We start from the raw sequence: 25,693 nt of genomic DNA, 5'->3' as shown, positions 1-25,693 counted from the left end.
GCGCCTGCGGACACGCCCGTAGCGATTGCGCGTCCCTCAACTGCCGGGGTTCCATTCAGGGTATGCGCGTTCGGCTCGTCCGCGGCTCGCGGTGGGCTGCCGCGGCAACGTGCTTCGTGATGTTCTCCGTCGGCTCTCTCGCGGGCTGCGACGCCGGTCGCGCGGCGAGCGACCCAGCCACCGTGAGCCGCCCGACGATCGGTCCGCTCGACACGCCTGTGCGCGTGCTGCAGATGAACCTCTGCAACAGCGGCCGCGCCGACTGCTACTCCGGCGGGCGTGCCGTCGACAGGGCGGTCGCACTGATCCACGAGCGCCGGCCCGACATGGTCAGCCTCAACGAGGTATGCCGTGACGACGTACGCGTCCTGAAGCAGGCGATGTCGTCCACCTTCCCCACGGCGGAGGTCGCCTCGGCGTTCGCGGCCGCGCAGGACCGTCCGACCCAGACACCGGTCCGTTGCCAGGACGGGCAGGAGTTCGGCGACGGCGTCCTGGTCGCGGTCCCGGCCCCGGCGGTTGGATCCCGCACCTACAGCGGGTTCTACCCGGTTCAGGGCCCCGACGACCCGGAGGGACGCGTCTGGGTCTGCATCGATCTGGCCACACGGTTCACGGCCTGCACCACGCACGCCACCAGCGGCAACCCGACCGCCGCGCTGAGCCAGTGCCGCTACCTGCTGGACTCCGCACTCCCGGGCATCAGACCCGGCAACGGAGCTGGCCCGACCATCCTCGGCGCCGACCTCAACCTCTCGGCTCGCGGTTCACCCAGCCCGGAGTCGTGCCTGCCGAGCGGCTACCAGCGCACCGACGACGGCGGCCTGCAGTCCGTGGTCGTGAGCCCCGGTGCCGCGCTGCGATCGCGCTCGATCATCGACATGCAGGGCACCACCGACCACCCCGGCCTGCTGGTCGACGTCGTCCTCACCCGTCGTTGAGGGGAGGCGGGACGCCCCAGCCCAACCGCCAGGGTCAGCAGCTCAGTTCTCGCGACGCAGGATCGCGTCGCGCAGCCTGCGGTCGCGGGCCAGCCACGCGAGGTCGCGGCGGTAGCGCTCTGCTGCGTGACGAGCGCGAGGCCGATGGTGGCGGTCGGGTTGCCCGGGACTGCGGTCATGACGCCGCTCCAGATCTCGCCCAGCGTCAGCGGCCGGAGAGGGATGATCCCGGGCTTCGGTGCCAGCTGCGGCGGGGCCCAGCCCGGCGGCTGATAGCCGGCGGGGGCGACCGGGGCGACCGGGGCGGCCGCCTGCGGCAAGGCCGCGCCCGGCGTGGGCAGGCCTGCGGGTCCCGGCGGGGGGTAGGCGCTGCCCTGCGGCCGCGGCATGGCGCCGGGGACGGTCCACCCCTGCTGGTCGCTCACTGTGCTCGAACCTCCCTGTAGGTCTGCGGCAATGTACCCCGACGGAGCACGGTCACGAGCAGATTCACGGTTGGGGAACCGGGGGGACAGAAACGGCGAATCCCCCGACCGTCTGGTCGGGGGATTCGCTGAATACCGGGGTTGCCCGATGCTCTGGGTGGGTCAGAGACCCTTGACCTTCTCGGCCTGGGGGCCCTTCGGACCCTGCGTCACCTCGAACTCGACCTTCTGGCCTTCCTGCAGCTCGCGGTAGCCGCCGCTCTCGATGGCCGAGTAGTGAACGAAGACATCGGCGCCGCCGCCGTCCTGCTCGATGAAGCCGAAGCCCTTTTCGCTGTTGAACCACTTCACGGTGCCTGTTGCCACTGGTGTTGCCTCTTCTAGTCAGCGAGGTCCCCCGTGTGGAGACCTCAGAGTGCCGATGTGTCACAACGCGGCGCCACACGCTAAACCTCGCGCAGCGACCCGCTGTGCCCGGTCCGAACTGGTGGACCGAGACGGCAGCCGGGAACGACGCTAGCAGTCGGTGGCGAAAACGCTCGATACATCTGCGATTCGGGCGCCCGACCGGGGTGGCCACCCCAGCGAACGCTGAGAGCTCAGGGCACCGGAAAGTCGGGCGGCGGGCCTTCTCCGGTGACCCCGTCGACCTGCTCACGCAGCAGGTCGGCGTGCCCGGTGTGGCGGGCGTACTCCTCGATCATGTCGGCCAGCAGCCGGCGCAGGCTCATCCCGTCAGGGCTGGTCTGCGCGAGCCCACCGCGAGACAGCGCCTCGGCCAGCGCCTTGCGCGAGCGGTGCACCGAGTCAGCCCACAGAGCACGCAGCTCCTCCGGTGTGTCGTCCGCTGCCGTGCTCCACGGCCAGTCGTCCCAGTCGTTCTCGGGATCGAGGTCGGCGAAGGGTTCCATGGGCCGGCGATCGGCGAGCCGTGTCTGGAAGTAGAGCTCTTCGACCCACGCCACGTGCTTGAGCAGGCCCCCCAGCGTGACCGACGACGCGCCCAGCCGCAGACGCAGCCCCTCTGCACCGACATCGGCGCACTTCCAGGCGAACGTACGCCGGTTGCGCTCCAGGGTGATCACGGCCGTGTCGAGCTCGTCGCCGCGCATGAAACGGTCGATGTCCCGTTCCGGCGGCCGGCCGGGGGTGAAGCCGAAGGTGTCCGTCATGCCGCCACCCTAGAGAGGACTACGGACGAGACACGTCCGCAACGACTCGGCTTGACGACACGGGATCAAGGCGCGGGACACCGAGGACGAAAGCCTCTGGTGGCCCTCCGACCGCAGCCGGAAGCATGGAAGGGCAGACACCGAAGGAGGCATCAGTCATGAGGCACACCTTGATCTGGATCGCCGTGGCTCTCATGCTGGCCGGCGCCTTCATGCTCGTCGCCGGCATCGGCGCAGCGGCCTCTGGATCGCGACTGTCAGCGTCGGCATCGCCCTGGTGGCCATCGAGACCTACCGAGGACGCCCGGGACGCCGGCACGCCTGACAGAACCGCGAACGCGCCGGCCAGCGCGTCGACGGACGGCACCCTGTGGAAGGGCGTGTTAGGCAGCGGAACTCACGCGCGTACGGTCTGACTGGTCCAGAGTTGGGCCCACCACTCGCGTACGCGGGTCGACCAGCGACAGGGGAGCAGATGAGCGACACGTGGCTGTACGCCGTGGTCACGATCGCGGTCGCCGCTGTCGCGGCTGCCGCCGTGTGGCGACCTCGGCCCGGGCAGGCCGTGCTGCTGCTCGTCGGACCGCTTCTCGCCAGTGCAGGCGCGGCCGGCTCCGTGTCCGGTGGTCTGGGGCTCACGGCCCTGCTCGTCATCCCCTACGCCTACCTGCTCGTGGCCGCGGCGCTGCCGTGGGACCGGGCGTGGTCCCGGGTGGCGGTCCCGGGCACCGTCGTGGCCGGCTGCCTCGCCCTCGGTGCGACGGCTCGTGCGGACCTGCCGGTGCTCGTCGTGCTCGCCGCGCCTTTCGCGATCGCCGTCATCGCACTCTTCCGCGCGCCGGCTCGATTTCACGCGGGCGACGCGGGGGCGGGCCAGGAACGCCACGACGGTCGCAGTGAGCCCGAGGACGCCGCGCCACCCCGGGCGACTCCCCGGATCGCACCCGTGATCGTTGCCGTGGCCACGCTTCAAGGCGTCGCCGGTCTGGCGATCGCCGGTCTGGGAGCCGGGACACTGATCAGTCAGCAGCGGCCCCCCGACACGGGCATGTGGTCCGGGCTCGGCGAGGTGATCGGCGCGGTCATCGCAGTTCTGGGCGTGCTGCTCGCCGCCACCTTCCTGGGGCTCGCCGCCGGGCTGCACCGCCGCTACCGCGACCTCCGCCTGGTCTTCGTCGTGCTGCAGGGGCTCGTCGCCGTCCTGCTGCTCCTGACCCGCGGGAGCGGGTGGACCGGCGCCGGTGTCGCGTGGGCACTCGGCACGGCGGCCCTCGCCCTCGCGGGATCGACCCCGAATCAGAAGGCACCGGACCGTGACGGGCCCGTACCGTTGACCCAGAGGTGATGGAGCGGCCGTCGTGACCGCCTTTCGGTGAGGAGACGTGAATGAGCCCCACGATCCGAAGTCTGGTGATCCCGGTGACCGACCTGGACGCGGCCAAGGCGGTCTACACCGCACTGCTGGGCGCGCCGCACACCGACGAGCCGTACTACGTCGGCTACGACGCCGACGGTTTCGAGGTCGCTCTCAACCCGGCCGGTGAAGGTGGTGGCCCGGTGGCGTTTGCCGACGTCGAGGATCTCGACGCGACCCGCGACACCCTGCTCGCCGCTGGGGCCGTGGAGCGTGACGCGCCACGTCAGGTCGCGCCAGGCGCGCGAGTCTGCGCGCTCACCGACAGGGACGGGAACCCGATCGGCCTTCGTGGGGAGTGACGCCCATGGATGGAGCCGGCGCCGCCGGCCACCGACAGGGTTCAGCGGCGGCGGACGAGCCCGCGGTCCTCGGGGATTGGCTGGGCCAGCTGCAGGATGCGTCTTTCGAGCGGGCCGGCGCTGCCGTGCGCAAGGCCTACCCGCCGCGCCGGCGGATGAGCGGACCTCAGCTCGAGTCGTACCTGCAGCGCCGGACCTACGCAGTTGCGTCGTCCACCCGACCCGATGGACGCGCACACGCCGCACCGACGCTGTTCACCCCGTACGCGGAGGCGATCTGGCTCCCCACCGTCAGCAACGCCGCCCGGATCGCCAATGTCCGGGCCAACCCGTGGCTGGCCCTGTCCGTCGTCGAGGGCGAGCACGACACGCACGCCGCGGTCCTCATGGAAGGCCCTGCCGAGGTGCAGGCGAGCGCTCCAGAGGACCTCTGGAGCCTCACCGAGCGGCGCAACCGCGGCGACACCCTTGCCTGGGCTGCCTGCTGGCTGCGGATCACCCCGCAGCGGCTCTTCAGCTTCGCCGAGCACGCTTGGCAGGACAAAGGATTCAGTTCCGACGGCTAGGCCGCCCGGGTCAGCGCAGTCGCCGGACCACCAACGCCAGACCCGCGGCCAGAACCACGGCCCTCGCCAGACGCGCGGGGCTGAATGGAGAGAAACCCACGAAGGCGGCCACCGAGGTCCCGACCGCCTCGATCGGTCTGCTGCCCGAGGACACCTCCTCGATGTTCACGCCCGGGGACTGGTAGTGCCCCGACGTGCCGCCCTTGCCCTGGTGCTTGCCCTTCTGACCCATGGCAACCTCCTCACCCAAGGATGCGCCGGACACGAGCGGCGACATCTCGAATCAGCCAGAGTCACAGGCGGACGACGGTCATCCCTGCGGCAGCCGAGCGGTCCATGCCCGCAAGGGCCGGTCCAGCGTCCTCGAGGCCGATGACCCGACCCACCAGCTCGGCGGGGCGGAGGGCGCCGTCCTCGATCAGGGCGAGCATCGCGGGGTAGTCGCGGGCAGGCAAGCCGTGCGACCCGTAGATCTCGAGCTCCTGGGAGACCACGAGGTCCATCGGCAGCGGCGGCGTCGACGACGGCCCGAGCAGCAGGCCGGCCTGCACGTGCCTGCCGCGGCGACGCAGGCTGCGCACCGAGGCCACTGCCGAGTCCGGAGACCCGAACGCGTCGATGGAGACGTGCGCACCGCCTCCCGTGACATCCCGAACTGACGCGGCCACGTCTGCCACCCCGCCAGCGTCGACCACAGCCGATGCCCCTAACGACGAAGCCCGTTCCAGCGCAGCAGAATTCACGTCGACGGCGAGGACCCGCGCACCGAGCGCCACCCCGATCATCACCGCCGACAGCCCGACCCCTCCGCACCCGTGCACGGCCAGCCACTCGCCCGCGCCCAGCCGACCATGCGTCGTCAGGGCACGAAACGCCGTCGCGAACCGGCACCCCAGCGACGCGGCCGTCACGAAGTCGACGGAGTCCGGAAGCCGCACGAGGTTCGTGTCCGCGCCGTGGATCGGAACGAGCTCGGCGAACGACCCGGGCCCCGTGAAGCCAGGCTGGGTCTGGTCGGGGCACACCTGCGCCTCGCCGGCCTCGCACCACGAGCAGCGCCCACAACCACACACGAACGGCACCGTCACGCGGTCGCCGACCACCCAGTCCCGCACCCCCGAACCGACCGAGGCCACGACTCCGGCCAGCTCGTGACCCGGCACGTGAGGCAACGACACGGGGTCGTGGCCCTTCCACCCGTGCCAGTCGGAACGGCATACGCCCGTGGCCCGTACGGCGATGACGACCCCGCCGTCCGGGCACCCAGGCGGGGGCACGTCTGTGAGCACCGGCATACGCCCGTAGGCGTCGTAGACGACCGCCTTCACGCGCGGGGGTCCGTCAGGACGTCGCGCCACGAGTGCTGCGGCGAGTAGCCGAGGAGGTCGCGGGCCTTGTCGATCGAGTAGAACGTCTCGTTGCGACCCATGGGCCGGCGCAGTTCCACCCCGTCGTAGAAGCGCTCACGCACCTCGTCGGTCGTCGCGGCAACGGACATGTCGGCGTTGGCGACGTTGAAGACCTCGTAGCCCAACCCGTCGACCTCGAGGCAGCGCTGCACCATCAGGCCCAGGTCGCGAGCATCGATGTAGGCGAAGATGTTTCGCCGCCGCAGCGCAGGCTCGCTCAGGAACGGCGGGAACATGTCGGCGTACTCGTGCGGCTCGATGACGTTGTTGATGCGCAGGCCGTAGACGTCGGCGCCGGTGCGGGCCTGGAACGAGCGCGCCGTCACCTCTCCCGCGACCTTGGACATGGCGTACGAGTCCTCAGGCACCGTCGGGTGTTCCTCGTCGACCGGCACGTAGACCGGCTTCCGCTCGCCCTGGGCGAAGCACACCCCGTAGGTCGTCTCCGAGGACGCGAAGACGACCTTGCGGATGCCGAGCCGCGTCGCCGCCTCGAGCACGTTGTAGGTGCTGAGCACATTGGTCGCGTACGTCTTCGCGTCCGAGGTGAGCAGGATCCGGGGCACTGCGGCGAAGTGAACCACGGCGTCGTATGCCGGCGTGGTCGCGAGCTCGAGCTCGTCGAAGCGCGCCAGCCCCGCCAGGGCGGAGTACGTCTCGCCGATGTCGGCGAGGTCGACCATGAGGTCGTCGACGGCCGGATGTCGCAATGGGACGAGGTCGGCGTTGGTGACCTGGTGGCCCTGCTCGGCGAGGAACGGCGCGACGTGCTTGCCGGCCTTGCCGCTGCCGCCCGTGAAGAAGATGCGCATGGCCCGATCCAACCACCGACGCCTTGCGACCCCGGATCGTCCGCGTCGGGCGGCATGCTGGGTGGACACGGTGACACCGCGACGACGCGCGACGACGCGCGACGACGCGCGACGACGCGCCGCGGTCTGACGGAGGAGGAACGGTTGTCCGACTACAAGATCCGGGCGCTGACGCCGGACACCTGGGACGCCTACGCGGCGATGCTCGAGCGGCACAACGGCGTCTTCGGGGGCTGCTGGTGCACGTGGTTCCACACCATGAGCGGCGAGAAGGAGTTCAGCTACGACGGCAACCGGGCCCTCAAGCAGCGGCTCGTCGACGAGGACCGCGCCCACGCCGCGCTCGTCTTCGACGGCGACGAGGCGGTCGCCTGGGCCCAGTTCGGGTCGGACCTTGCCCTCCAGGGTGCGGTCGACCTCATCGCGGCGGCCGGCGGCGGCACCGTCGAGGGCTACCCCCACGACAAGGGCGGCAAGCGGGAGGCCGTCCTCTACAGCGGAACCCGTGCCCTCTTCGAGCGGGCCGGCTTCGAGCACATCCGCAGCAAGGGCCAGTTCAACTGCGTCATGCGCCGGACCTTCTCGTGACCTCCCGGTCCGCGGCCGAGAAGGCAGCCGCCCTCCTCGCCCTGCACTCCGGACCCGGCTTCGTGCTGCCGAACGCCTGGGACGCCGGCTCGGCCCGCATCCTCCAGCAGGTCGGCTTCCCCGCGGTCGCCACGACGAGTGCCGGCATCGCCTGGTCGTGCGGAGTCCCCGATGGGGGCGCGCTCGGCCGCGACGAGATGCTCGACCACATCGCCCGCATCGTCGCCGCCGTCGAGGTGCCCGTGACCGCCGACCTCGAGGCGGGCTACGGCGACACGGCCGAGGAGGTCGGCCGCACCGTCGCGCTCGCCCTCGAGACCGGCGCCGTCGGCGCCAACCTCGAGGACATCAGCGACGGGCGCCTGTTCTCCGTCGACGAGGCCGTCGACCGCGTAGCAGCAGCGCGCGGCGCGGCACCCCGCGGCACGTTCGTGCTCAACGCGCGCACCGACACGTACTTCGCGGGTGTCGAGGGTGACGTCTTCGCCCAGACGGTCGAGCGCACGAGTCGCTACCTCGAGGCCGGCGCCGACTGCGTGTTCGTGCCCGGAGTCGTCGACGCCGACACCATCGGCCGGCTTGCGGCCGCCATTCCGGGGCCGCTCAACATCGTGGCCGGGCTCGCCAACACGATCGACGCGCGAACACTCTTCTCGCTCGGCGTCGCCCGCGTCAGTCTCGGCGGCAGCCTCGCTCGCGCCACCCTGAGCCTGCTCGAGCGAGCCGGCCGAGAGCTTCTCGACACCGGCACGCTCGGCTTCCTCGACGGGGCGATCAGCTACGCCGACCTCCAGGAGCGGTTCAGGAGATAGCCGTCAGGCGAGCCCGCCGAACGGTCGGACCTCGACCACTCCACGGCACGCCTTGGAACCCTCGGCCGCGAGCCGGAGCGCCACATCACGGTCGGGTGCGTCGATGACCCAGAAACCGCCGATGACCTCCTTGCTCTCCAGGTAGGGGCCGTCGGTCACCACGGGCTTCTCGCCCTGGCCGTCGACCACGGCCGCCGCGGCCACGGGCTCGAGGCCGCCGGCGAACACCCAGAAGCCGTCTGCCCGCAGCTTGTCGTTGAAGGCGCCCGTGTCGGCGAACGCCTGCTCCATGTCCTCCTTGGAGTCGTAGTTGCCGAACTCGTTCATCTCGGCGGGGCCGTGCACGGCGAGCAGGTAGTGCGACATCCCAGTTCTCCTTGGTTTCGGGGCGGTCCGGTCGACCGACCTTCACCCACTCGTCGAACGGGTCTCGGCCGATACGACAGCCCAGCTCAGATTTCTTCGACCTGATCCTCCCGGAGTCGGGTCACCGTTGCGAGCGGAAGGACGCCTCGAGCGCGGCGAGCGTGGCCGTGCGCTCACGCCGGGCGATCCGCTGCAGCACCGGGGTCGCCAGGCGGTAGAGGCCGTGGGTGCGCATCGACACGTGGTGGCGCACGAGCGTCGCTCCGTCATCGGCGGCCTCCAGCGTGTAGCCGGGCCAGCCCTCCATGTTGAGGCGCCCCGACTTGGTGCGGTCCCACCAGTGGTAGGTCAGCACGTACGGGGCGTCGAGCTCGGAGATCTCGCCGGGGGTCGGGCCGAACAGCGTCTGGTCGAGATAGGTCGTCCCGACTTCGGGCGCCCCCTCCGAGGTCTGCCGGGACTTCCGACGGATGCTGCCCTTGTGGGGCATCCACTGGTCGTACGCCTCGATGTCGACCAACCGCGCGAAGACCTCCGCCGGTGGCGCACTGACGCGTCGCTCGAGCTCGAAGTCCACGGCGCCCATGTTCCGAGGGTAGAGCCGAAGACTGGGAGACGGCTGGTCCGACGATGACCAAGTGCTGGCACGTCGAGGACGCCGATCGTCCGGATGGGCCCCTACGGTCGGTGCATGGCCATCGCCCGATACCCCAGCTTCGTCATCGACTGCCCCGACGCCGGGGCACTCGCCACCTTCTACGGCACCATGCTCGACTGGCCGGTCAAGTCGTCCGACGACTGGGCCGAGATCCGCGACACCGAGACCGGCAACTGCATCTGCTTCCAGCAGGTCGAGGACTTCACGCCCCCGCAGTGGCCCGGCCAGCAGGTGCCGCAGCAGGTGCACCTCGACGTCATGGTCGACGACCTCGACGCCGGCGAGGCGGCCGTCGTGGCGCTCGGTGCCACGAAGCACGAGCACCAGCCGGGCGAGTCGTTCCGCGTCTTCCTCGACCCGGCCGGCCACCCGTTCTGCCTTTGCGTCGACTGACCGCCTCTCCACTCCACCGGTTTGAGGTAGACGCGCGGCAGGAACTGCGGCGCGTCTACCTCAAACGGGTGGGAGGTCAGCTGATGAGGTGCTCGAGGGCGAGCTGGTTGAGGCGCACGAAGCCGTAGTCGCGCTCGGCCGCCTTCTCCGGGTCGAAGCCGTCGTCGGTGGCGAGCAGGTCCTCGACCGTCTCGCCCTCGGCAAGGGTGGGCTCTGCGAGGTCGAGCACGCCGGCATACGCCCAGGCTTCTGCCGTACGCGGGTCGGCGCGGAACGCGGCCGCCTTGGCGGCGAGCGCGAGGTAGGTCGTCATGCACGCGCTCGCCGACTCCCAGACGCCGTCGAGGTGCTCGGTGCGCGACGGCTTGTAGTCGAAGTGCTTCGGGCCCGTGTAGCGCGGCCCGTCGGGCACGCCCGGGAAGCCGTTCTCGAGGAGGTCGACGGTGAAGAAGGCGGACATGAGGTCGCCGTGCCCGAAGACGAGGTCCTGGTCGTACTTGATGCCGCGCTGGCCGTTGAGGTCGATGTGGAAGAGCTTGTCGCTCCACAGCGCCTGGCCCAGGGCGTGCGTGTAGTTGAGGCCGGCCATCTGCTCGTGACCCGTCTCGGGGTTGAGGCCGACGATGTCACCGTGGTCGAGCTCGGCGATGAGGGCGAGCGCATGCCCGACGGTGGGCAGGAAGATGTCGCCGCGCGGCTCGTTCGGCTTGGGCTCCAGGCCGATTCGCAGGCCGTAGTCCTGCGACTTGATGTAGCCGGCGACGGTGTCGAGTCCCTCCTTGTAGCGGTCGAAGGCCGCATGGAGGTCCTTCGACCCGTCGTACTCCGCACCCTCTCGACCACCCCACATGACGAAGGTCGTCGCGCCCATCTCGGCGGCCAGGTCGACCGCGCGCAGGACCTTGCGCAGACCGAACCGGCGCACGCCGCGGTCGTTCGCCGTCAGGCCGCCGTCCTTGAAGACGGGGTGGCTGAAGGTGTTCGTCGTGACCATCTCGATGGTGAGCCCGGCGCGGTCGGCCGCGTCCTTGAGCTGCCCACAGCGAGACGACTTCTCGGCGTCGGAGGCGTCGAACGCGTACACGTCGTTGTCGTGGAAGCTGATGCCCCAGGCACCGAGCTCTGCGAGCTTGTCGGCGTACTCCCACGGGTCGAGCGCCGGCCGGCTCGGCCTGCCGAACGGGTCGGTGCCGGTCCAGCCGACGGTCCACAGGCCGAAGGAGAAACGGTCGTCTCGGGTGGGCTGGCGCATCGTCGCGACTCCTTGCGAGGGTTTGTTGTTCCATGCAACTTATCTGCGCGAACCACTAGGGTCAAGGCATGGCCAACCTGCGCCAGGCGAGCCTGCGCCACGCCAACCTCGCCCTCGTGCTGCGCACCGTCCTCGCTGCCGACGAGGCGCCCTCGCGCGCCGACGTGGCGGGGGCGACGTCCCTGACCCGGTCGACGGTGTCGCGCCTCGTCGACGAGCTCGTCGCCGGCGGGCTGCTCGACGAGGTCGAGTCGAGCGCCGGCGGCGTGGGTCGTCCCGGCCGGCCGTCCACCCCACTGCGTGCGGCCGGCGCGCGATTCGCCGCGCTGGGTCTGCAGGTCGGGGTGAGCCACCTGGCCGCCAGGCTCGTCGACCTGACAGGTGCCGTCATCGCCGAGCAGACCGTGCCGATCGACCTGACGGGCTCGAAGCCTGCACCGACGCTGCGGCGGGTGCGCACGCTCGCGGGGCGGGTGCTGGCCGAGGCGCCATCCGGCGTCACGGTGGTGGGCGCTGGCCTGGCCCTGCCCGGCATCGTCGACACCACCGGGGGCCGGCTGCTCAGCGCACCCAACCTGGGCTGGGCGGACGTCGCCCCTGCCTCTGCACTCGGCGACACGCTGGGGGGACTGACACTGCGCGTCGGCAACGAGGCAGACCTCGCGGCGCACGCCTTCGCGCATCCGGCACCCGGCCGGCAGCGCGACCCGGCGACCTTCGTCTACCTGAGCGGAGAGGTCGGGATCGGTGGCGCGGTCGTCGTCGACGGCGACGTCATGACCGGACGGTACGGCTGGGCCGGCGAGATCGGCCATGTGTGCGTCGACCCCGACGGCCCTGCGTGCCGCTGCGGCTCCACCGGCTGTCTCGAGAGGTATGCCGGCCGGTTCGCGATGCTGTCGGCTGCGGGCCTCCAGCCGTCGACGCACCCCACGGTGCTGGCCGAGCGTGCGCAGGCTGGGGACGAGAAGGCTTGCGCCGCAGTGCGATCCGCGGCACGGGCGCTGGGGATCGCGCTGGCCGGCGTCGTCAACGTGCTCGACATCCCCACCGTCGTGCTCGGCGGCCATCTTGCCCACGTCGGCGAGCTGCTCGCACCCGACGTCGAGGCGATGCTGTCGCGTCGAGTCCTGTCAGCTCACTGGGCCACCCCGGAGGTCGTCGTCGCGCCCGACGATCCCGCGGCGGGGGCCACGGGTGCCGCCCTCGTCGAGCTGCACCGCCTCGTCGACGACCCAGTCAGCGTCCTGTCCTAGACCCCCAGCGGACGGATCGCTTTCTCGGTCGGACACGTCGCGTGACGGAGTGTTCTCTCGGTTGGGAAGTGCGCCTGACGGAGTGTTCTCTCGATCGAGGGGGTGGGTGACGGAGTGTTCTCTCGATTGGGCTGGGGGTCAGGTGATGCGGGCGAGGTCGACGGTCCAGACCGGGTTGCCCGGCACGGCCGCGACGCGGTCGCTGCTCGCGAAGCGGGTCGAAGGCTGGATGAGGGGGACGAACGGGCCGCGCTCGTTCATCGCCTGCTGCCAGGCGGCGTACGCGGTGGCCCGGTCGTCACCGATCGAGTCGCGCGCCTTGTCGGTGAGCGCGTCGACCAGCGGGTCGCGGCCCGTGAGGAAGCCGGCGCGGGCGCCGACGAGCCCGCCGGGACCGAAGGCAAGGTAGTTCTCGGGGTCGGGGTAGTCGGGGCTCCAGGCCCACAGGCTCAGGCCCGTGCGGCCGGCGCGATAGGCCGCGAGCGCCTGGCGGGCGGGCTGCGGGTCGAGCCGCGCCGTGATGCCCACCTCGCCGAGCTGCTTGGCGACGACCGCGGCGATCGACGACGCGGGCAGGCCCTGGATGGGCAGGTCGGCGGCATACGTGAGGCTGATCTGCTGGCCCTTGTAGCCCGAGCTGCGCAGGGCGGCGCGCGCCGCCGCGAGGTCGCGGACCGGGACGACGGGCAGGGTCACCACCGGGGTGGGCCGACCGTCGGCGCCGGTGGTCGTGCCGTCGCCGGGTGTCGTGTCAGCGCCGCCCGCGCTCGGGGGTGCCGAGGCTGCCGACGACGTCGTCGTGGGGACCGGCGTGCCCGAGGAGCCGGCACCCGAGGGCGTGCCCGTGGACCCGGCGGCGGCGGTCGCGCTGGGCAGGTCGTCGAGTGCGCCGACGATGCCGGCCGGGATGAGGCCGGGAGCGGGCTCAGCACCGGGGACCGCCGCGCCGAGGGCCTCACGGTCGACGCCGCGGCGGACCGCCTCGACGAACCGGGGGTTGGCCGTCCACGCATTCACCGTCGGTTTCTGGTTGAGCGCGAGGTAGGTGAGTGTGCTCGAGCGCATGGACGTCACGGTGACTGCCTTCGCCGGCGGCCGGGCCGCCGCCCGGTCAGCCTGGCTCGGCGAGAGGTCGAGCACGACGTCGGCGTCACCGGTGCGGATTGCCTCCAGCTGCTGTGACGGTGCGATGTTGCGCACGACGACCGCGGGGAACCGGGGTGCGGCGCCGCGCCACATGGGGTTCGCGGCGAGCCTCACCTCGGAGGTGCCGCGGACGCTCTCGATGACGTAGGGGCCGGAGCCGGCAGAGTGCTGCGAGAGGTAGCCGCTCGCCTGGTCGCCCGGGCCGATCGTGCCGCCGTGGGCCCTGACCGCGGCGGCGTTGAGGATGCCCATCGCCGGGTTCGCGAGGATCGCCGGCAGCGCGAAGTTCGACGACGGCGAAGTCAGCGTGAAGGTGCGGTCGTCGACCTTGACGACCGTGACGGTGCCGAGGATCGACGCGGTGGTGCCGCCGAGGCCCTGGGCCCGCTCGATCGTGAAGATGACGTCGTCGGTGGTGACCGGCGTGCCGTCGGAGAAGACGAGGTCCTTGCGCAGCCGCATGGTGAGCCAGCGACCTTCGGGCGAGAGGGTGTACTCGGCCATCCCGGGCACGACCTTGGTCGGGTCCTCGGGGTCGAGCGTCGTCAGGGTCTCGTAGAGCGCGTGCGTGAGCATGGCGCCGGTGCGGTCGAACTGGCGGGTCGGGTCGAGGGTCGTGTGGTCGAAGACGGCACCGACGACGAGCGGCTTCTGCTCGGCGGTGGACGTGGCCGACGCGGTCGAGACCGTCGATGTCGTCCCCGGCGTCGTGCCGCCCGTCGAGGAGGGCTGGGCGGTGCTCGTGGTGCAGCCTGCCGCTGCCAGCGTGAGCACGCCGACGGCCGCCGCCAGGGCGGGGCGGGCAGGACGACGACGCATGGGCTTCCTTCGAGGACGCCCTCGAAGGACGCCGGACGGGTGTATAGGGGCTGCAACGGCAGGCAGGAACACGAACGGCAGGTGGCGCCGCAGCACCGCGGTCCGCCCCTGCTCGTCCCGGCAGTCTAGCCGCCGGCGGCCGTCGCCCCCGCCTGCGAGGCGCTCGGCGCCAGCACGAGGTAGGCCTGCGCGAGCAGGACGACGCCGATCGCAACCCACTTGCCGACAGGGAGCTCCACGCCGTAGCGCCAGCGGTCCACGAGGACGAGCCCCACCTGGAGCATGACGACCCAGCCCATCGTGACGAGGGCGAGCTCGGCATACCGCAGCGACGACGCGTACACCCAGAAGAGCACGAGGAAGGCTCCGGCGCCGAGCACCAGGGCCCTGACGCTGCCGTTCTCGGCCCACTCCTTGGCGAGCACCGCGCCGGCGAGGTCGAGACCCGCGAGGAAGACCATCGCGATCGTCGCGACGACCGGCACCGGCCAGGCCTCTGGTGCCTTGATGAGAGGGAAGACGTCGGTGACGCTCATGGGTGGCACGTCCTTCGGAGCATGGCCCGCCCCGCGAACAGGCCTTGCCCTCAGAGGGAGCGCACCCAAGCGCTGATACGACTCATGCCGTGGTGACCGGCTGCGGCTCCCGCTGCACCTGGCCGCCCTCGAACCAGGCGACCACCTCCGGGTCGAGCGCGGGCACCTCGACCGCGCCACCTCCCGTACGCAGCGACGTCGTCGCGCACGCACCCGCAGCCACCGCCTCGCGGGCCGCGACGGGCGAGGTCATGGTCGGCCCGCCGTCGCGGGCGAAGCGGACGAACTCGGCCACGAGCAGCGGGTCGGCGCCGCCGTGCCCGGTCGTGTCGGCCGCCGGGATCTCGATGACCTCGTCGGCGTCCTCGCGGTAGGCGTCCGTGCGCCGGGTCCACACCTTGACGAGGGCGCCGGGTCCGTCGCCGAAGTTCTCGAGGCGTCCCTTCGTGCCGATCACCGTGTAGTTGCGCCAGTAGTCGGGCGTGAAGTGGCACTGCTGGTAGCTCGCGAGGACACCTCCGTCGAGCACGAGGTTGGCCATCGAGATGTCCTCGACGTCGACCACCGGGTTGAGCTCGCGCTGCTCGGTGGGCGGCCAGTTGTCGAGGGAGTACCAGTCGGCCATCCGCCGGTCGCTGTTGTCGCGGTGGTCGCTGACCGCGCCGTAGACGGCGAGGTCGCCGACCGCGCTGACACGGCGCGTGTAGGCACCGGCCAGCCAGTGGATGACGTCGAGGTCGTGGGCGCCCTTCTGCAGCAGCAGTCCCGTGGTGTTGCGGCGGTCGGCGTGCCAGTCCTTGAAGTAGTAGTCGCCGCCGGCCGAGACGAAGTGCCGGCACCAGATGGCCCTGACCTCACCGATCGTCCCCGCCTCGATGACCTCGCGCATCGCCTGGACCACGGGCATGTGCCGCATGTTGTGCCCGACGTAGAGCCGGGTGCCGGTGCGGTGGGCCGCCTCGAGCACGCGGTCGGCGTCCTCGACGCTCGTCGCGAGCGGCTTCTCCACGAACGTCGGTATGCCGGCCTCCAGGGTGCGCACGGCGTGCTCGGTGTGCGCGTGGTCGGGGGTCAGGACGAGCACCGCGTCGACCTCGGCGCGCACCTCGGGGGCGAGGAAGGCGTCGACACCGTCGACGAGGCGTACGCCGTCGATGCGCTCGGCGGCGTCGCGCCGTCCGCGTTCGGCCGAGTCGCAGACGACGGTGACGCGGCTGCCCTCGCCGGGGCGGTGCGCGTAGCGGGCGAGGCTGGCGCGCAGGCCGAAGCCGATGATGCCGATGCGGACGTCGGGCGTGCTGGTCAGGCCGGTCGTGCCGGTCGTGCCGGTCGTGCTGGTCGCGCTGGTCATGAAGGTCGGTCGCCTTTCGGGGTGGTGGTTCGAGTCTCAGCCCTTGGAGCCGCTGAACGCGATGCCCTGGATGAACTGCTTCTGCAGCACGACGAAGAGCAGCAGGACGGGCAGCGTCGCGAGGACCGAGCCGGCCATGAGCGTCGTCGTGTCGACGGAGAACTGGCCGATGAGCGAGGCGAGCCCGACCGATAGCGGCATCTTCGTCGGGTCGTTGTTGACCACGAGCGGCCACATGAGGTCGTTCCACGACCACAGCACGTCGAGCACCGCGAGCGCGATGAGGCCGGGCTTCGCGAGCGGCAGCATGATGCGGGTGAAGATCTGCCAGTGGTTGGCCCCGTCGAGCTTGGCCGCCTCCTCGAGGTCGCGCGGCAGGCTGAGGAAGAACTGCCGCAGCAGGAACGTGCCGAAGGCGCTGAAGAGGCCGGGCACGATGAGGGCCTGGATCGAGTTGAGCCAGCCGAGGCCCGAGATGATCTCGTACTGCGGTAGCAGGAACAGCTGGCTCGGCACCATGAGCACCGACAGGAAGAGGCCGAAGAGCAGGCCACGCCCCCGGAACTCGAACCGGGCGAACGCGTAGCCGGCCATCGAGCAGAGCACGAGCTGGCCCAGCACGCGGCCGGCCGTCTGGAGCGTGCTGTTCCAGAACATCTGCCCGAACGGCAGGGTGTCGAAGACGTCGCCGTAGTTGGACCACTGCGGGCTCTTCGGCAGGATCGTCGGCGGCACGGTCAGGGTCTCGCCGAGCGTCTTGAGCGAGGTCATGACCTCCCAGAAGAACGGGCCGACCATGACGACCGAGCCGAGGATGAGCACGACGTGGACGCCGATGTGACTGCGGCGCAGACGCTTTCGCCCTCGCGCGCGGGGAAGACGGGTCGCAAGCTCAGACATAGTGCACCCACCTCTTCTGGAGCCGGAACTGGAGGGCCGTGACAGCAACGATGATCACGAGGATCACGAGGGCGATCGCGGCGGCATACCCCTGCTGGTTCTCGACGAAGCCGCGCTGGTAGAACTGCGCGACGATCGTCTCGGTCGCCGGGTAGGCCGGGTTCGTCGGGCCGGTCATGACGAAGATCAGGTCGAAGGTCTGCAGCGCCCCGATGACCGCGAGCACCGAGATGAAGAAGACGCTCGGGCTGATCTGCGGGAGCGTGATCGACCAGAACTGCCGGATGCGGCCGGCGCCGTCGAGCGAGGCCGCCTCGTAGAGGTCTTTCGGCACGCCCTGGATGGCGGCGAGGAAGATGACGATCTGCGTGCCGAGGCCGAGCCAGATGCCCACTGCGGCAATGGCATACAGGGCGGTTGCGGGGTTCGACAGCCAGTTGGTGCCCTCGATCCCGACCGCCCGCAGCATCGCGTTGACGACCCCGACGTCGCCGTTGTAGAGGGTGCGCCAGATGAGGCCGACGGCCGCGGGCATGGTGACGACCGGCAGGAAGAAGAGCACCCGGTAGACGCGGACCCCGCGCAGTCCCTCTGTCGAGAGCAGCGCCGCGATGACGAGCGCGATCGGGATGCCGAGCAGGGCGACGACGGTGAACTTCACCGTGTTGAGGAGGGTCTCCCAGAGCCGGACGTCGCCGAGCAGCTTCGTGTAGTTGTCGAGGCCGACCCACTCCGAGCCGCCGAACGGGCCCGTCTCGGTGAAGGAGATGAGCAGGGTGCGCACGACCGGCCACAGGTAGAAGACGACGAGGCCGAGCAGCGTCGGCAGGATGAAGACGGCCGCCCAGAAGAGGTCGTTGCGGCGCATCTTCGACATCGCCCCGCGGCGGGGGGCCGGGGTGTCGCCCCGGCCTCCCGACCTCGACGTCAGGCCACCGGTGGGGGTGGCACCCGCGGCCCCCGAACCGGCCTCGGACTGCGTGACGACGCACGTCACGGTCACTTCTCCTTGGCGAGCGCTGCGTTCATCTGGGTGGCGAGGTCCTTCAGGCCCGTCGCCGCGTCGACCTCGCCGTTCCACACCTTGGTGAGCAGGTCGGTCTGCAGGGTCGTCCACGCCTTGGTGTTCTTCGACGCCGGGTAGGGCACGGCCGTGGCGACCTCGTCGACGTAGGCCTTGAGGTTGAACTGCGGCATCGAGGTCACCCAGGCCTGCTGGGTGCCCTCGTAGGCCGGGATCACCGCGCCGGCTTCGGCCTGGATCTGCGCCGCGCGCTCGCCGCCGAGGAAACCGACGAACTTCTGCGCAGCGTCCACGTGCTTCGTCTTCGCGTAGATGACGTTGCCGAGACCGTGGATGACCGAGATCTGGCCCTTCGGTCCGGCAGGCACCGGCGCGACGTTGACGGTGTTCTTCAGCTCGGGCACGTCGTTGTACTCGACCGCGGCCCACGACCCGTTCCAGTACATGCCGACCTTGCCGGCCTTGAAGAGGTCGCCCGGGCTCGTGTCGGTCATCTGCTGGACGGTCGGGGACGCGCCGTCCTTGACGAGCGAGGTCCAGAACTCGATGCCCTTGAGCGCCTCGGGCGAGTCGAAGCCGCTCTTGGTGCCCGCGGCGTCGATGACCTGGCCGCCGGCCGACGGGATGGTGTCGTAGAAGCCGGCCTGGTCCTCGACCGGGGCGGCCGCGCCGTAGACGCCCTTGCCCCTGTCGGTGACGGCGCGGGCGGCGGACTGGAAGTCGGCCCAGGTCCAGTCGTCCTTCGGGTAGGGCACCTTCTTCGCGTCGAAGAGCGCCTTGTTGTACCAGACGCCGATCGTGTCGAAGTCCTTCGGGATGCCGTACGCCTTGCCCTCCCAGGTGTAGAGGTCGACGAGGGCGCTGGGGTACTTCGCGAGGTCGAGCTTGGCCGTGCTGACGGTCTTCTCGAGGGGCAGCAGCTGCTGGTTCGCGGCATACAGCTTGAAGTTCGGGCCGTTCATCCAGAAGACGTCGGGGGCGCCGCCACCGGAGGCCGCGGTCTGCAGCGTCGTGAAGTACTGCTTGAACGGCGTCACCTGGATCTTCACCGTCACGTTCGGGTTCGCGGCGTGGAACTCGTCGGCGATCTTCTGCATGGCCGGGAGCTGGTTCTTGTCCCAGATCCCGTAGCTGATGGTGACCGGCCCGCTCTCGGGCTGGGCGTCGGGCGCCCCACCTCCGCTCGAGCTTCCGCAGGCGGTCAGGCCGAGGGTGAGGACGGCCGTGACGGCCAAGAGGCGGGTGCTGCGCATGGACTTCTCCTTGGGGACCGGGCACATCGTCGGGCGGGTCGTGCTGCGTCGTCGCTTCCGCGTGCTGCTCGTTTGTGAGCGACCGGACACAGAATTGAGCAAAATCACGCATGTGTCAATCCACTGGGCGACAGCCGGACAGCGCGGATCTCCCGCTCGGCCGGTGACCGGTGGGTAGCCGAACGACGTGGTCGCTCGCGGGCCTTCAGGCGTCCAGGCGCTCCGCGAGGTGCCGGACGAGCGGGCGTATGCCGTTGCTCTCGTTCGAGACGACCGTCCAGGTGAGCGACCTGCCGGGCTCGTGCGCGCAGCACGCGGAGACCCCCGCGTCGTAGCCGTTCATGACCAGCCCGTCGCCGGTCGGGGCGAGCCAGAGGCCGAGGCCGAGGCGTCGCCCGTCGTCAGGCGACACGCTGCGCGGCCGCACCATCTCGGCGACCCAGCGCTCGGGGACGACGCGTCCGCCGTGTGCGCGAGTCCCGCCGGAGCGCAGACGCGCTCGGCCACGACGTCGTGAGGTCACGACGTAGTCGGACGGACCGAACCGGAGAAGCCGTGCTCGTCGGCGACTCGTGTCACCGAGGCCGCGAGGTCCTCCATCGCCCCAAAGTAGCCTCGGCTCAGGAGAACTCGGCCACGAACCTCTTCAGCACGTCGTGCGCCGGCGAGACGTCGGCGGTGCGCACCGACTCGATGATCGTGTCCTGCTCGTCGGGGCGGAAGTAGCCGAGGTTCGCGTAGGGCCGGATGCGCTCGACGAAGGTCTCGAGCTCGAGCTCGGGGTGGAACTGGGTCACCCAGGCGCAGGGGCCGACCCGATAGGCCTGCACGGGGCAGGGGTCGCTCGTGGCCACGACGACCGCTCCCGGCGGGGGCTCGGTGGCCGCCTCCTTGTGGCCGACGAAGGCGGTGAAGGTGGCGGGCAGCGCGCGGAAGATCGGGTCGTCGGCCGCAGCGGGGGTCAGGCGGACGGTCGTGGAGCCCACGGGCTCGCCGTAGGTGCGGTCCACGAGACCACCGAGCGCGAGGCTCGTCGCCCCGATGCCGTAGCAGAGGCCCAGGTAGGGCACCTGCTGGTCGACGAGCTCACGGATGAGGTCGGTCAGCTCCTCCTCGACGCGACGCTCGGTCGGCGTCTTCGAGTCGCGCGGCTCGCTGACGGTGAAGGGGCTCCCGCCGAGCACCACACCGGCGTACGCCGTCACGTCGAGCGGCAGGAACGCTCCTTGCTCGATCCGCACGTGCACCACGTCGTCGCGGCCGAGGCCGGTCAGGCGCGCGAAGGCGTCGCGCTCCTGCTCGGCCAGGGCGTCGTCGATGCGGGAGGTGAGCAGCAGGAAGGGGCGGCGGCTCACGGCAGCAGGTCGTCGAGGTAGGTCGGGAGCATCTCCCACCACGTGGGCCAGTCGTGCTTGTAGGCAGGACCCCAGTCGTCGACGCGGTTGGGGATACCCTTGGCGCCCAGCACCTCGGCCACGGCCCACGCCTCGCCCGGGTCCTCCCACTGGCCACTTCCAGAGGCGAGCACGATCATCCGCCGGCGCAGGGTGTCGAGGGTGTGGCCACCGAGGTCGGGCAGGAAGTGCAGTGGCGAGCTGAAGTACATGTCGTCGGTGAAGCGGCCGCCGATGAACTTCTCGATGGCGTACGTGCCGCTCATGCACACGGCCGAGTCGACGAGGTGCGGGTAGCGGCAGGTGATCGCCAGGGCGTTGAAGGCCCCGATCGAGGCACCAGCCACCACGACGGGCAGCTGGCCGCCGACGTCGGAGTGGATAGCCGGGATGATCTCGGAGGCGACCGCGTCGTGGAACGCGTTGAACAGGGCCATGCGGTACTCCGTCGACCCGATCGACTCGGCCATGGCCTTGCCGGCGACGCTGTCGCACGAGTAGACCTTCGCGCGGCCGGCGTCGATGAGCGGCATGAGGTGGGCGATCATCTTGTGCCGCTCGACCTCCTCGGCATCACCACCTGCCGTCGGGAAGAGCAGCACCGGAACGCCATAGGTGCCCCACCGCGCGACGGTGATGTCCTGGCCCAGGCGGTCGGAGTGCCACCGGTCGGTCACCTTCATGGGTTGCCTGCCTTCTTGGGTTGCGCCCGTCACTCGTAGACGAACTTCTGGGGTCCGGGGAAGATCCAGGAGAGGCCGTCGCCGAGGCGGTCGCGCCAGTTCTCCCAGTTGTGGCCGTCGCGGGCCTCGGTGTAGCGCACCTTCATGCCCGTGTGACGGAAGACCGGCACCATCGAGCGGTTCGGGGTGATGAGCGGCTCGTAGACACCGCACGTCATGAAGATGCGGTCGACGACGGCCGAGGGCTTCTCGCGGAACCGGTTGACGAACTTCACCACCGGGTCGAAGGCGGGCCCGCCGCCGTGGTCGAAGCCGATGTCGGTGAAGACCAGCGACGCCGACTGCAGCATGAGCGATCCGAAGTAGCCGGGGTAGCGCACGGCCGTCGAGAGCGACGCGATGCCGCCGAAGGAGCTGCCCATGAGGCAGCGGGCCTCGGGGGTGTCGATGAGCGGCAACCGCTCGGTCAGCAGCGGCACGAGCTCGCGGGCGATGAAGCGGGCGTGCGGCGCGTGGTTGGGGTACTCCTTGAGCCGGTCGCGAGGTGGCACGAAGACCGCGACGAGCGGGTCGATGTCGAGCCGGTGGATCAGGTTGTCGAGCACCGTCTTCATCGCCGCGAACTCGAGGAAGTCGGTGCCGTCGTGCACGACGAGGAGCGGGTAGCGCTGGGCCCGGTTGAAGCGCGCGGGCAGGTAGATCTGCACGGGCTGGTCGCGACGCAGCGCCTTGCTGCGGATCTGCTCCTCGACGAGCGTGCCCTGTCGCGCCTCGGGGTCGAACGCCACCCAGTCGGGCACGCGGTAGCCGATGGCTGCGCACACCGACGACGACCCCATCGGACTGTGTGCCAGGCGCGGGTTGAGCGGGTCGTTGAAGCGCTCGTAGTGCTCGCCCTTGCGGATCTCGACCTGGTACTCGACCCGCGACCCCTCGGGCAGCACGGTGGTCACGGACCAGAGGTCGGACTCGCCGATCCGCTTGAGCGGCAACGGGTCCGGCAGGCCGACGACGCGGTGGCGCACCCACACCTCGTCGACGTCACCGCGGTAGAGGAACGTGGCGCGCTCGCCCTCGATGATGGGACAGCCGAAGCGCTCGAGGAAGCGGTCGATCGTCGGGCCGTCGAGCGGCAGCCGCTCGCGCAGGCTGTTGACGGCGAGCCGCGCCGTGCGGGCCTGGGTGCTCACGCGGCCCCCTCGGTGACGAGAGTGCCCGCGGTGGACAGCACGCGCGTGCCCTCGGGGAGCACCGCGCGTCCGTCTGCGTCGGTGCTTCGCGGCCCGAGCCGGACGACCGTGCCGGCGTCGAGCGGCACCAGGCGGTGGGCGGGGAAGCGCGCCGCGAAGACCGCCATCCGGTCGCGGTCGTCGAGGGCGAGACGACGGCGTGCGTGCGGGAGCGGCACGACTCCGCGCACCCGTCCCAAGCCGCGGTCGTGCACCTCGGGCGCCGTGACGCCGTGGGGCGCGAAGTCGTGGAAGAGGACGACGGGGTCGCAGACGGCCATCGCCCCCGCCGACCAGGCGATGACCGGCGTCGTGGCCGGGATCGACACGGCGAAGAGCCGGAGGGTCTCCATGAGCAGGCCGACGTGCCCGCCGGCCACGACGACGGCGGCCGCGGAGGTGAGCAGCTCGGCGACCTCGGTGCGCTGGGCGGCGAGCGCCGGGCTGCCCCTGAACGCGTCGGTGGCCGCCGTCTGCTCGACGAGCCGGGCCACCTCATACGCGTACCAGTCGTCGACGTCGGACAGGGCCTGCAGCGCGGCCCGCTCGGCACCCTCGCCGATGCCGTGCCGTGACGTGCGGTGACGGACCGCGAAGACGGTGTCCCAAGCCGACTGGAGGCGCAGGCCGTAGAAGGCGCGGAGCTCGTCGTGCCGCGAACGATGGTCGAGCACGACGTCGCGCAGCTCGGGCTCGGCCCCCAGCAGCTCGTAGGCCCGTTGGTAGAGGCGCAGGTTGACGCCGCGGCCGTCGAGGTGACCGGCGAGCTCGGCGTCGTCGGACTCGCGTTCCTCCCAGCCGGAGTTGACCATGGCAATGGGTCCGTCCACGCCGAGGGCGCGCACGGTGGAGCCCACCGTCGTCGTGAACCGCTGGGGTCCGAGCAGGATCGTCGTCATGGAGCGCGGGCGCTCAGCCTGCGTGCACGCGGATAGTGCGGCCGACGTCGTCGAGCATCGCCTTGGCCGTGTCGAAGTCGGGGTGGCGCAGCCGCACCCACGCGTTGGCCATGTAGCCGGCCTCGACGCCCTGCGTGCCGTGGCCCACTGGTGGGAAGTGGCCGTCGATGACCCACTCGCCGTAGCGCGACTGGATCTCGTCGATGCCGCTGTAGCCGATGATCGACCCGTCACGGTCGGGGCGAAGCGCGACGATGCCGGCGGCATACGTGCGCTTCATCGGCTGCTCCGGGGCGCGGTGGGTGATGACGTGCGCCCACTCGCGGTAGACGTCGACGTCGTTGGCGGCGGAGTAGACGTCCCACGCGCCGACACCCGGCGGCCGGCAGCCGATCTCGCTGAACTTCAGGCCCTTCGGGCCGTAGAACCACTCCATGTGCGTGGCCGACGTCTCGATGCCCAGGGCGTCGATGACCCGGCGACCGAGCTCGCGCACCTCGGCGTAGAAGGAGTTGCCGGGCTCGTCGATGCGGTTGGTCGTGATGAACTGCGGGGAGATCCAGCGGTGGCGCATCGCCTCGAGGACGTTGGGGTAGTAGTGCGTGACCCAGTCGTGCACGACCCGCCCGCCGAGCGAGATCGTGTCGTAGAAGCCCTCGTGGCCCTCGACGAACTCCTCGATGGCGATCGACGTGGCGCCCTCGCGCGCGTAGCCCTGCAGCGCCTGCTCGAGCTCGCGGTCGCTGTCGACGCGGACCGTGCCCTGGGCTCCGGCGCCCGCGCGCGGCTTGAGGATCAGCGGGTAGCCCTCGCGCTCGGCGAAGGCCCGTGCCTCGCCGGCGGAGTCGACCGCCGCGCTCGCCGCGGTGGGCACGCCGGCCTGGCGCAGCGCCTCCTTCATCGACGGCTTGTCGCGGCAGAGCCATGTCGTGCGAACGCTCGTGCCGGGGATGCCGCAGATCTCTCGGACCTGCGCCGCCGGCATCGTGTGCGCCTCGACCGTCGCCTCGAGCGCATCGATCCAGACCTTGTCCTGGAAGTAGCGCACCGCCTCGACCATCTGGTCGACGTTCGTGACCGAGCCGACGCGGTAGTAGCCGCGCAGGTCACCGAGCACATCGCCCAGGTGCCCCTCCTCGGACTCACCGATGCCGTACACGTTGGCGCCCACCGAGGCGAGCGCGTGCACGAAGCGGCGCTGGTTGGCCGGGAACGACGGCTCCACGAAGATGATGTTCACGTCGCCGACGCTATCGGTAGGCCTGTGAGGACGCCACGCCTCGCGGCTGCGTGGGTGTGGCGCGTTCTGCGTCGTTTGGGCCATTCGTGGTCGCTGTCGGGGCGAGACTGCAAGGGCTGCACATCGGGCCGACCTCCCCCCTCAGGAGGAACCATGTCGACCACCGTCCCGAACGCCGCGTCACCCGATCCCGCCGAGCCGGGCCGCCTCGACGACCACGGCAGCCACAGCGACCGCGGCCGGCACCGCATGACCCTCGAGGAGTCCGGCTCCGGCTGGACGATGCCGCTCGTCGCGCTCGGCGTCCTCTCGATCGTGCTGGGCGTCCTGGTGCTCGTCTGGCCCGGGGTGACCCTTCTCGTCGTCGCGATCGTCTTCGGCCTGCAGCTCATCGTCGCTGGGGCCCTGCGCATCTCGACGAGCCGCATGCTGTCCAGCGACCCCGGGTGGCTCAAGCCGGTCTCGCTGGCCCTCGGCGCCCTGTCGATCGTCGCCGGTGTCATCTGCCTCTTCCGCCCCGGCACGTCGCTGCTCGTCATCGCCATCGTCATCGCCGCCGGGTGGCTCTCCGAGGGCGTCGCCGCGCTGGCGCAGGGCCTGCGCACGGGACGCTCGGCCTCGGCCCGGACCTTCCTCATCGCGAGCGGCGTCGTCTCGGTGCTCGGCGGGCTCGTCGTGGCGATCTTCCCCGGCTCGTCGCTGGTGCTGCTCGCCCGGCTGGCCGGCATCATGCTCGTGCTCATCGGCGTGGCCGAGCTCGTCACGGCCTTCATGGCCCGGCGTGCGCGCACGCCGGGCGCCTCGACTCCTCGTCCCGCGCCCGCCTGACGGCATACGCCATGGGGAGGCCCTC

29 protein-coding genes are annotated in these 25,693 nt (G+C 70.8%); 9 read left to right on the top strand and 20 right to left on the bottom strand.

The features are described from left to right. The first annotated feature begins 62 nt into the window (after window positions 1–62). Complete coding sequence (locus tag AC1DE0_RS07620; RefSeq protein WP_478098836.1) at window positions 63–941, top strand: hypothetical protein; 879 nt, start codon at window positions 63–65, stop codon at window positions 939–941. Between the two features lie 587 nt (window positions 942–1,528). Here AC1DE0_RS07620 and AC1DE0_RS07615 read toward each other — a convergent pair. Further along, complete coding sequence (locus tag AC1DE0_RS07615) at window positions 1,529–1,732, bottom strand: cold-shock protein (RefSeq protein WP_478098833.1); 204 nt, start codon at window positions 1,730–1,732, stop codon at window positions 1,529–1,531. A gap of 233 nt (window positions 1,733–1,965) precedes the next feature. After that, window positions 1,966–2,538 (bottom strand): DinB family protein, encoded by a 573-nt coding sequence (locus AC1DE0_RS07610; RefSeq protein WP_478098831.1) that lies wholly within the window; start codon window positions 2,536–2,538, stop codon window positions 1,966–1,968. Between the two features lie 475 nt (window positions 2,539–3,013). On the opposite strand from AC1DE0_RS07610, the gene AC1DE0_RS07605 reads away from it, so the two are divergent. The 3 genes from AC1DE0_RS07605 to AC1DE0_RS07595 are packed head-to-tail and all read left to right on the top strand — an operon-like array spanning window position 3,014 to window position 4,820. Further along, complete coding sequence (locus tag AC1DE0_RS07605; protein WP_478098829.1) at window positions 3,014–3,883, top strand: hypothetical protein; 870 nt, start codon at window positions 3,014–3,016, stop codon at window positions 3,881–3,883. A gap of 41 nt (window positions 3,884–3,924) precedes the next feature. Continuing rightward, on the top strand, window positions 3,925–4,254 hold the full coding sequence (locus AC1DE0_RS07600; protein WP_478098827.1) for a VOC family protein: 330 nt from the start codon (window positions 3,925–3,927) through the stop codon (window positions 4,252–4,254). Between the two features lie 5 nt (window positions 4,255–4,259). Next, complete coding sequence (locus AC1DE0_RS07595; protein ID WP_478098825.1) at window positions 4,260–4,820, top strand: pyridoxamine 5'-phosphate oxidase family protein; 561 nt, start codon at window positions 4,260–4,262, stop codon at window positions 4,818–4,820. A 10-nt stretch (window positions 4,821–4,830) separates the two neighbouring features. Here AC1DE0_RS07595 and AC1DE0_RS07590 read toward each other — a convergent pair whose 3' ends face one another. The 3 genes from AC1DE0_RS07590 to AC1DE0_RS07580 all read right to left on the bottom strand — a co-directional run bounded on the left by AC1DE0_RS07590 (window position 4,831) and on the right by AC1DE0_RS07580 (window position 7,041). Then, on the bottom strand, window positions 4,831–5,052 hold the full coding sequence (locus tag AC1DE0_RS07590; protein ID WP_478098823.1) for a hypothetical protein: 222 nt from the start codon (window positions 5,050–5,052) through the stop codon (window positions 4,831–4,833). 61 nt (window positions 5,053–5,113) lie between these two features. Further along, a complete protein-coding gene (locus tag AC1DE0_RS07585; protein WP_478098821.1) occupies window positions 5,114–6,148 on the bottom strand; it encodes a zinc-dependent alcohol dehydrogenase family protein in 1,035 nt (344 codons plus the stop codon). Further along, window positions 6,145–7,041, bottom strand: a complete 897-nt coding sequence (locus AC1DE0_RS07580) for an NAD-dependent epimerase/dehydratase family protein (protein ID WP_478098819.1) — start codon at window positions 7,039–7,041, stop codon at window positions 6,145–6,147. Before AC1DE0_RS07580 ends, AC1DE0_RS07585 begins: the two co-directional genes overlap by 4 nt. A gap of 144 nt (window positions 7,042–7,185) precedes the next feature. Between AC1DE0_RS07580 and AC1DE0_RS07575 the strand changes: the two genes are divergently transcribed. Together AC1DE0_RS07575 and AC1DE0_RS07570 are read left to right on the top strand one after the other, a co-directional pair. After that, window positions 7,186–7,629 carry a GNAT family N-acetyltransferase gene (locus AC1DE0_RS07575; RefSeq protein ID WP_478098817.1) on the top strand — a complete coding sequence of 148 codons (444 nt, stop codon included), beginning with the start codon at window positions 7,186–7,188 and terminating at the stop codon, window positions 7,627–7,629. Beyond that, window positions 7,626–8,441 (top strand): isocitrate lyase/PEP mutase family protein, encoded by an 816-nt coding sequence (locus AC1DE0_RS07570; protein ID WP_478098815.1) that lies wholly within the window; start codon window positions 7,626–7,628, stop codon window positions 8,439–8,441. Before AC1DE0_RS07575 ends, AC1DE0_RS07570 begins: the two co-directional genes overlap by 4 nt. A 3-nt stretch (window positions 8,442–8,444) precedes the next feature. On the opposite strand, the gene AC1DE0_RS07565 is transcribed toward AC1DE0_RS07570, so the two are convergent. Together AC1DE0_RS07565 and AC1DE0_RS07560 are read right to left on the bottom strand one after the other, a co-directional pair. After that, on the bottom strand, window positions 8,445–8,807 hold the full coding sequence (locus AC1DE0_RS07565; protein ID WP_478098812.1) for a YciI family protein: 363 nt from the start codon (window positions 8,805–8,807) through the stop codon (window positions 8,445–8,447). Between the two features lie 121 nt (window positions 8,808–8,928). Beyond that, entirely contained in the window at window positions 8,929–9,393 is a 465-nt protein-coding gene (locus AC1DE0_RS07560; RefSeq protein WP_478098810.1) for an SRPBCC family protein, read from the bottom strand. A gap of 105 nt (window positions 9,394–9,498) precedes the next feature. Between AC1DE0_RS07560 and AC1DE0_RS07555 the strand changes: the two genes are divergently transcribed. After that, window positions 9,499–9,858 (top strand): VOC family protein, encoded by a 360-nt coding sequence (locus AC1DE0_RS07555; protein ID WP_478098808.1) that lies wholly within the window; start codon window positions 9,499–9,501, stop codon window positions 9,856–9,858. A gap of 76 nt (window positions 9,859–9,934) precedes the next feature. Here AC1DE0_RS07555 and xylA read toward each other — a convergent pair whose 3' ends face one another. Beyond that, window positions 9,935–11,110, bottom strand: a complete 1,176-nt coding sequence (xylA, locus tag AC1DE0_RS07550; RefSeq protein ID WP_478098806.1) for a xylose isomerase — start codon at window positions 11,108–11,110, stop codon at window positions 9,935–9,937. Window positions 11,111–11,178: 68 nt separating this feature from the next. Here xylA and AC1DE0_RS07545 point away from each other — a divergent pair, with 68 nt between their 5' ends. Beyond that, window positions 11,179–12,366, top strand: coding sequence for an ROK family transcriptional regulator (locus AC1DE0_RS07545; RefSeq protein WP_478098804.1), 1,188 nt, complete (start codon window positions 11,179–11,181; stop codon window positions 12,364–12,366). Window positions 12,367–12,504: 138 nt separating this feature from the next. Here AC1DE0_RS07545 and AC1DE0_RS07540 read toward each other — a convergent pair whose 3' ends face one another. The 12 genes from AC1DE0_RS07540 to AC1DE0_RS07485 all read right to left on the bottom strand — a co-directional run bounded on the left by AC1DE0_RS07540 (window position 12,505) and on the right by AC1DE0_RS07485 (window position 24,840). Further along, window positions 12,505–14,331: an ABC transporter substrate-binding protein gene (locus AC1DE0_RS07540; protein WP_478098802.1), complete on the bottom strand. Its 1,827-nt coding sequence runs from the start codon at window positions 14,329–14,331 to the stop codon at window positions 12,505–12,507. Between the two features lie 125 nt (window positions 14,332–14,456). Next, a complete protein-coding gene (locus AC1DE0_RS07535) occupies window positions 14,457–14,867 on the bottom strand; it encodes a hypothetical protein (protein WP_478098799.1) in 411 nt (136 codons plus the stop codon). Window positions 14,868–14,949: 82 nt separating this feature from the next. Beyond that, on the bottom strand, window positions 14,950–16,218 hold the full coding sequence (locus tag AC1DE0_RS07530; RefSeq protein WP_478098797.1) for a Gfo/Idh/MocA family protein: 1,269 nt from the start codon (window positions 16,216–16,218) through the stop codon (window positions 14,950–14,952). A 36-nt stretch (window positions 16,219–16,254) separates the two neighbouring features. Then, window positions 16,255–17,118: a carbohydrate ABC transporter permease gene (locus AC1DE0_RS07525; protein WP_478098795.1), complete on the bottom strand. Its 864-nt coding sequence runs from the start codon at window positions 17,116–17,118 to the stop codon at window positions 16,255–16,257. Then, complete coding sequence (locus tag AC1DE0_RS07520; RefSeq protein WP_478098793.1) at window positions 17,111–18,115, bottom strand: carbohydrate ABC transporter permease; 1,005 nt, start codon at window positions 18,113–18,115, stop codon at window positions 17,111–17,113. Before AC1DE0_RS07520 ends, AC1DE0_RS07525 begins: the two co-directional genes overlap by 8 nt. Window positions 18,116–18,117: 2 nt before the next feature. Continuing rightward, complete coding sequence (locus AC1DE0_RS07515; protein WP_478098789.1) at window positions 18,118–19,395, bottom strand: ABC transporter substrate-binding protein; 1,278 nt, start codon at window positions 19,393–19,395, stop codon at window positions 18,118–18,120. A gap of 205 nt (window positions 19,396–19,600) precedes the next feature. Beyond that, a complete protein-coding gene (locus tag AC1DE0_RS07510; protein ID WP_478098786.1) occupies window positions 19,601–19,918 on the bottom strand; it encodes a hypothetical protein in 318 nt (105 codons plus the stop codon). Between the two features lie 97 nt (window positions 19,919–20,015). Further along, window positions 20,016–20,750, bottom strand: a complete 735-nt coding sequence (locus AC1DE0_RS07505) for a glutamine amidotransferase (protein ID WP_478098783.1) — start codon at window positions 20,748–20,750, stop codon at window positions 20,016–20,018. Continuing rightward, window positions 20,747–21,472, bottom strand: coding sequence for an esterase family protein (locus AC1DE0_RS07500; protein WP_478098780.1), 726 nt, complete (start codon window positions 21,470–21,472; stop codon window positions 20,747–20,749). Before AC1DE0_RS07500 ends, AC1DE0_RS07505 begins: the two co-directional genes overlap by 4 nt. 29 nt (window positions 21,473–21,501) lie before the next feature. After that, window positions 21,502–22,662 carry an alpha/beta hydrolase-fold protein gene (locus tag AC1DE0_RS07495; RefSeq protein ID WP_478098778.1) on the bottom strand — a complete coding sequence of 387 codons (1,161 nt, stop codon included), beginning with the start codon at window positions 22,660–22,662 and terminating at the stop codon, window positions 21,502–21,504. Then, window positions 22,659–23,600, bottom strand: a complete 942-nt coding sequence (locus AC1DE0_RS07490; RefSeq protein ID WP_478098773.1) for a type 1 glutamine amidotransferase family protein — start codon at window positions 23,598–23,600, stop codon at window positions 22,659–22,661. Before AC1DE0_RS07490 ends, AC1DE0_RS07495 begins: the two co-directional genes overlap by 4 nt. Before the next feature lie 13 nt (window positions 23,601–23,613). Beyond that, window positions 23,614–24,840, bottom strand: coding sequence for an ATP-grasp domain-containing protein (locus tag AC1DE0_RS07485; protein WP_478098771.1), 1,227 nt, complete (start codon window positions 24,838–24,840; stop codon window positions 23,614–23,616). 153 nt (window positions 24,841–24,993) lie between these two features. On the opposite strand from AC1DE0_RS07485, the gene AC1DE0_RS07480 reads away from it, so the two are divergent. After that, window positions 24,994–25,668, top strand: a complete 675-nt coding sequence (locus tag AC1DE0_RS07480) for an HdeD family acid-resistance protein (protein ID WP_478098769.1) — start codon at window positions 24,994–24,996, stop codon at window positions 25,666–25,668. Window positions 25,669–25,693 lie beyond the last annotated feature (25 nt).

Source organism: Terrabacter sp. 05T424, from assembly GCF_056396225.1.
The sequence above is the reverse complement of the archived record's forward strand: the minus strand, read 5'-3'. Positions and strand labels throughout refer to the sequence as shown.

Bases quoted from the DNA above. Each gene is read 5' to 3' on its own strand.
- AC1DE0_RS07620 (WP_478098836.1), top strand. From the start codon at position 63: ATGCGCGTTCGGCTCGTCCGCGGCTCGCGGTGGGCTGCCGCGGCAACG.
- AC1DE0_RS07610 (WP_478098831.1), bottom strand. From the start codon at position 2,538: ATGACGGACACCTTCGGCTTCACCCCCGGCCGGCCGCCGGAACGGGAC.
- AC1DE0_RS07605 (WP_478098829.1), top strand. From the start codon at position 3,014: ATGAGCGACACGTGGCTGTACGCCGTGGTCACGATCGCGGTCGCCGCT.
- AC1DE0_RS07600 (WP_478098827.1), top strand. From the start codon at position 3,925: ATGAGCCCCACGATCCGAAGTCTGGTGATCCCGGTGACCGACCTGGAC.
- AC1DE0_RS07595 (WP_478098825.1), top strand. From the start codon at position 4,260: ATGGATGGAGCCGGCGCCGCCGGCCACCGACAGGGTTCAGCGGCGGCG.
- AC1DE0_RS07590 (WP_478098823.1), bottom strand. From the start codon at position 5,052: ATGGGTCAGAAGGGCAAGCACCAGGGCAAGGGCGGCACGTCGGGGCAC.
- AC1DE0_RS07580 (WP_478098819.1), bottom strand. From the start codon at position 7,041: ATGCGCATCTTCTTCACGGGCGGCAGCGGCAAGGCCGGCAAGCACGTC.
- AC1DE0_RS07565 (WP_478098812.1), bottom strand. From the start codon at position 8,807: ATGTCGCACTACCTGCTCGCCGTGCACGGCCCCGCCGAGATGAACGAG.
- AC1DE0_RS07560 (WP_478098810.1), bottom strand. From the start codon at position 9,393: ATGGGCGCCGTGGACTTCGAGCTCGAGCGACGCGTCAGTGCGCCACCG.
- AC1DE0_RS07555 (WP_478098808.1), top strand. From the start codon at position 9,499: ATGGCCATCGCCCGATACCCCAGCTTCGTCATCGACTGCCCCGACGCC.
- xylA (WP_478098806.1), bottom strand. From the start codon at position 11,110: ATGCGCCAGCCCACCCGAGACGACCGTTTCTCCTTCGGCCTGTGGACC.
- AC1DE0_RS07545 (WP_478098804.1), top strand. From the start codon at position 11,179: ATGGCCAACCTGCGCCAGGCGAGCCTGCGCCACGCCAACCTCGCCCTC.
- AC1DE0_RS07540 (WP_478098802.1), bottom strand. From the start codon at position 14,331: ATGCGTCGTCGTCCTGCCCGCCCCGCCCTGGCGGCGGCCGTCGGCGTG.
- AC1DE0_RS07535 (WP_478098799.1), bottom strand. From the start codon at position 14,867: ATGAGCGTCACCGACGTCTTCCCTCTCATCAAGGCACCAGAGGCCTGG.
- AC1DE0_RS07530 (WP_478098797.1), bottom strand. From the start codon at position 16,218: ATGACCAGCGCGACCAGCACGACCGGCACGACCGGCACGACCGGCCTG.
- AC1DE0_RS07525 (WP_478098795.1), bottom strand. From the start codon at position 17,118: ATGTCTGAGCTTGCGACCCGTCTTCCCCGCGCGCGAGGGCGAAAGCGT.
- AC1DE0_RS07515 (WP_478098789.1), bottom strand. From the start codon at position 19,395: ATGCGCAGCACCCGCCTCTTGGCCGTCACGGCCGTCCTCACCCTCGGC.
- AC1DE0_RS07500 (WP_478098780.1), bottom strand. From the start codon at position 21,472: ATGAAGGTGACCGACCGGTGGCACTCCGACCGCCTGGGCCAGGACATC.
- AC1DE0_RS07490 (WP_478098773.1), bottom strand. From the start codon at position 23,600: ATGACGACGATCCTGCTCGGACCCCAGCGGTTCACGACGACGGTGGGC.
- AC1DE0_RS07480 (WP_478098769.1), top strand. From the start codon at position 24,994: ATGTCGACCACCGTCCCGAACGCCGCGTCACCCGATCCCGCCGAGCCG.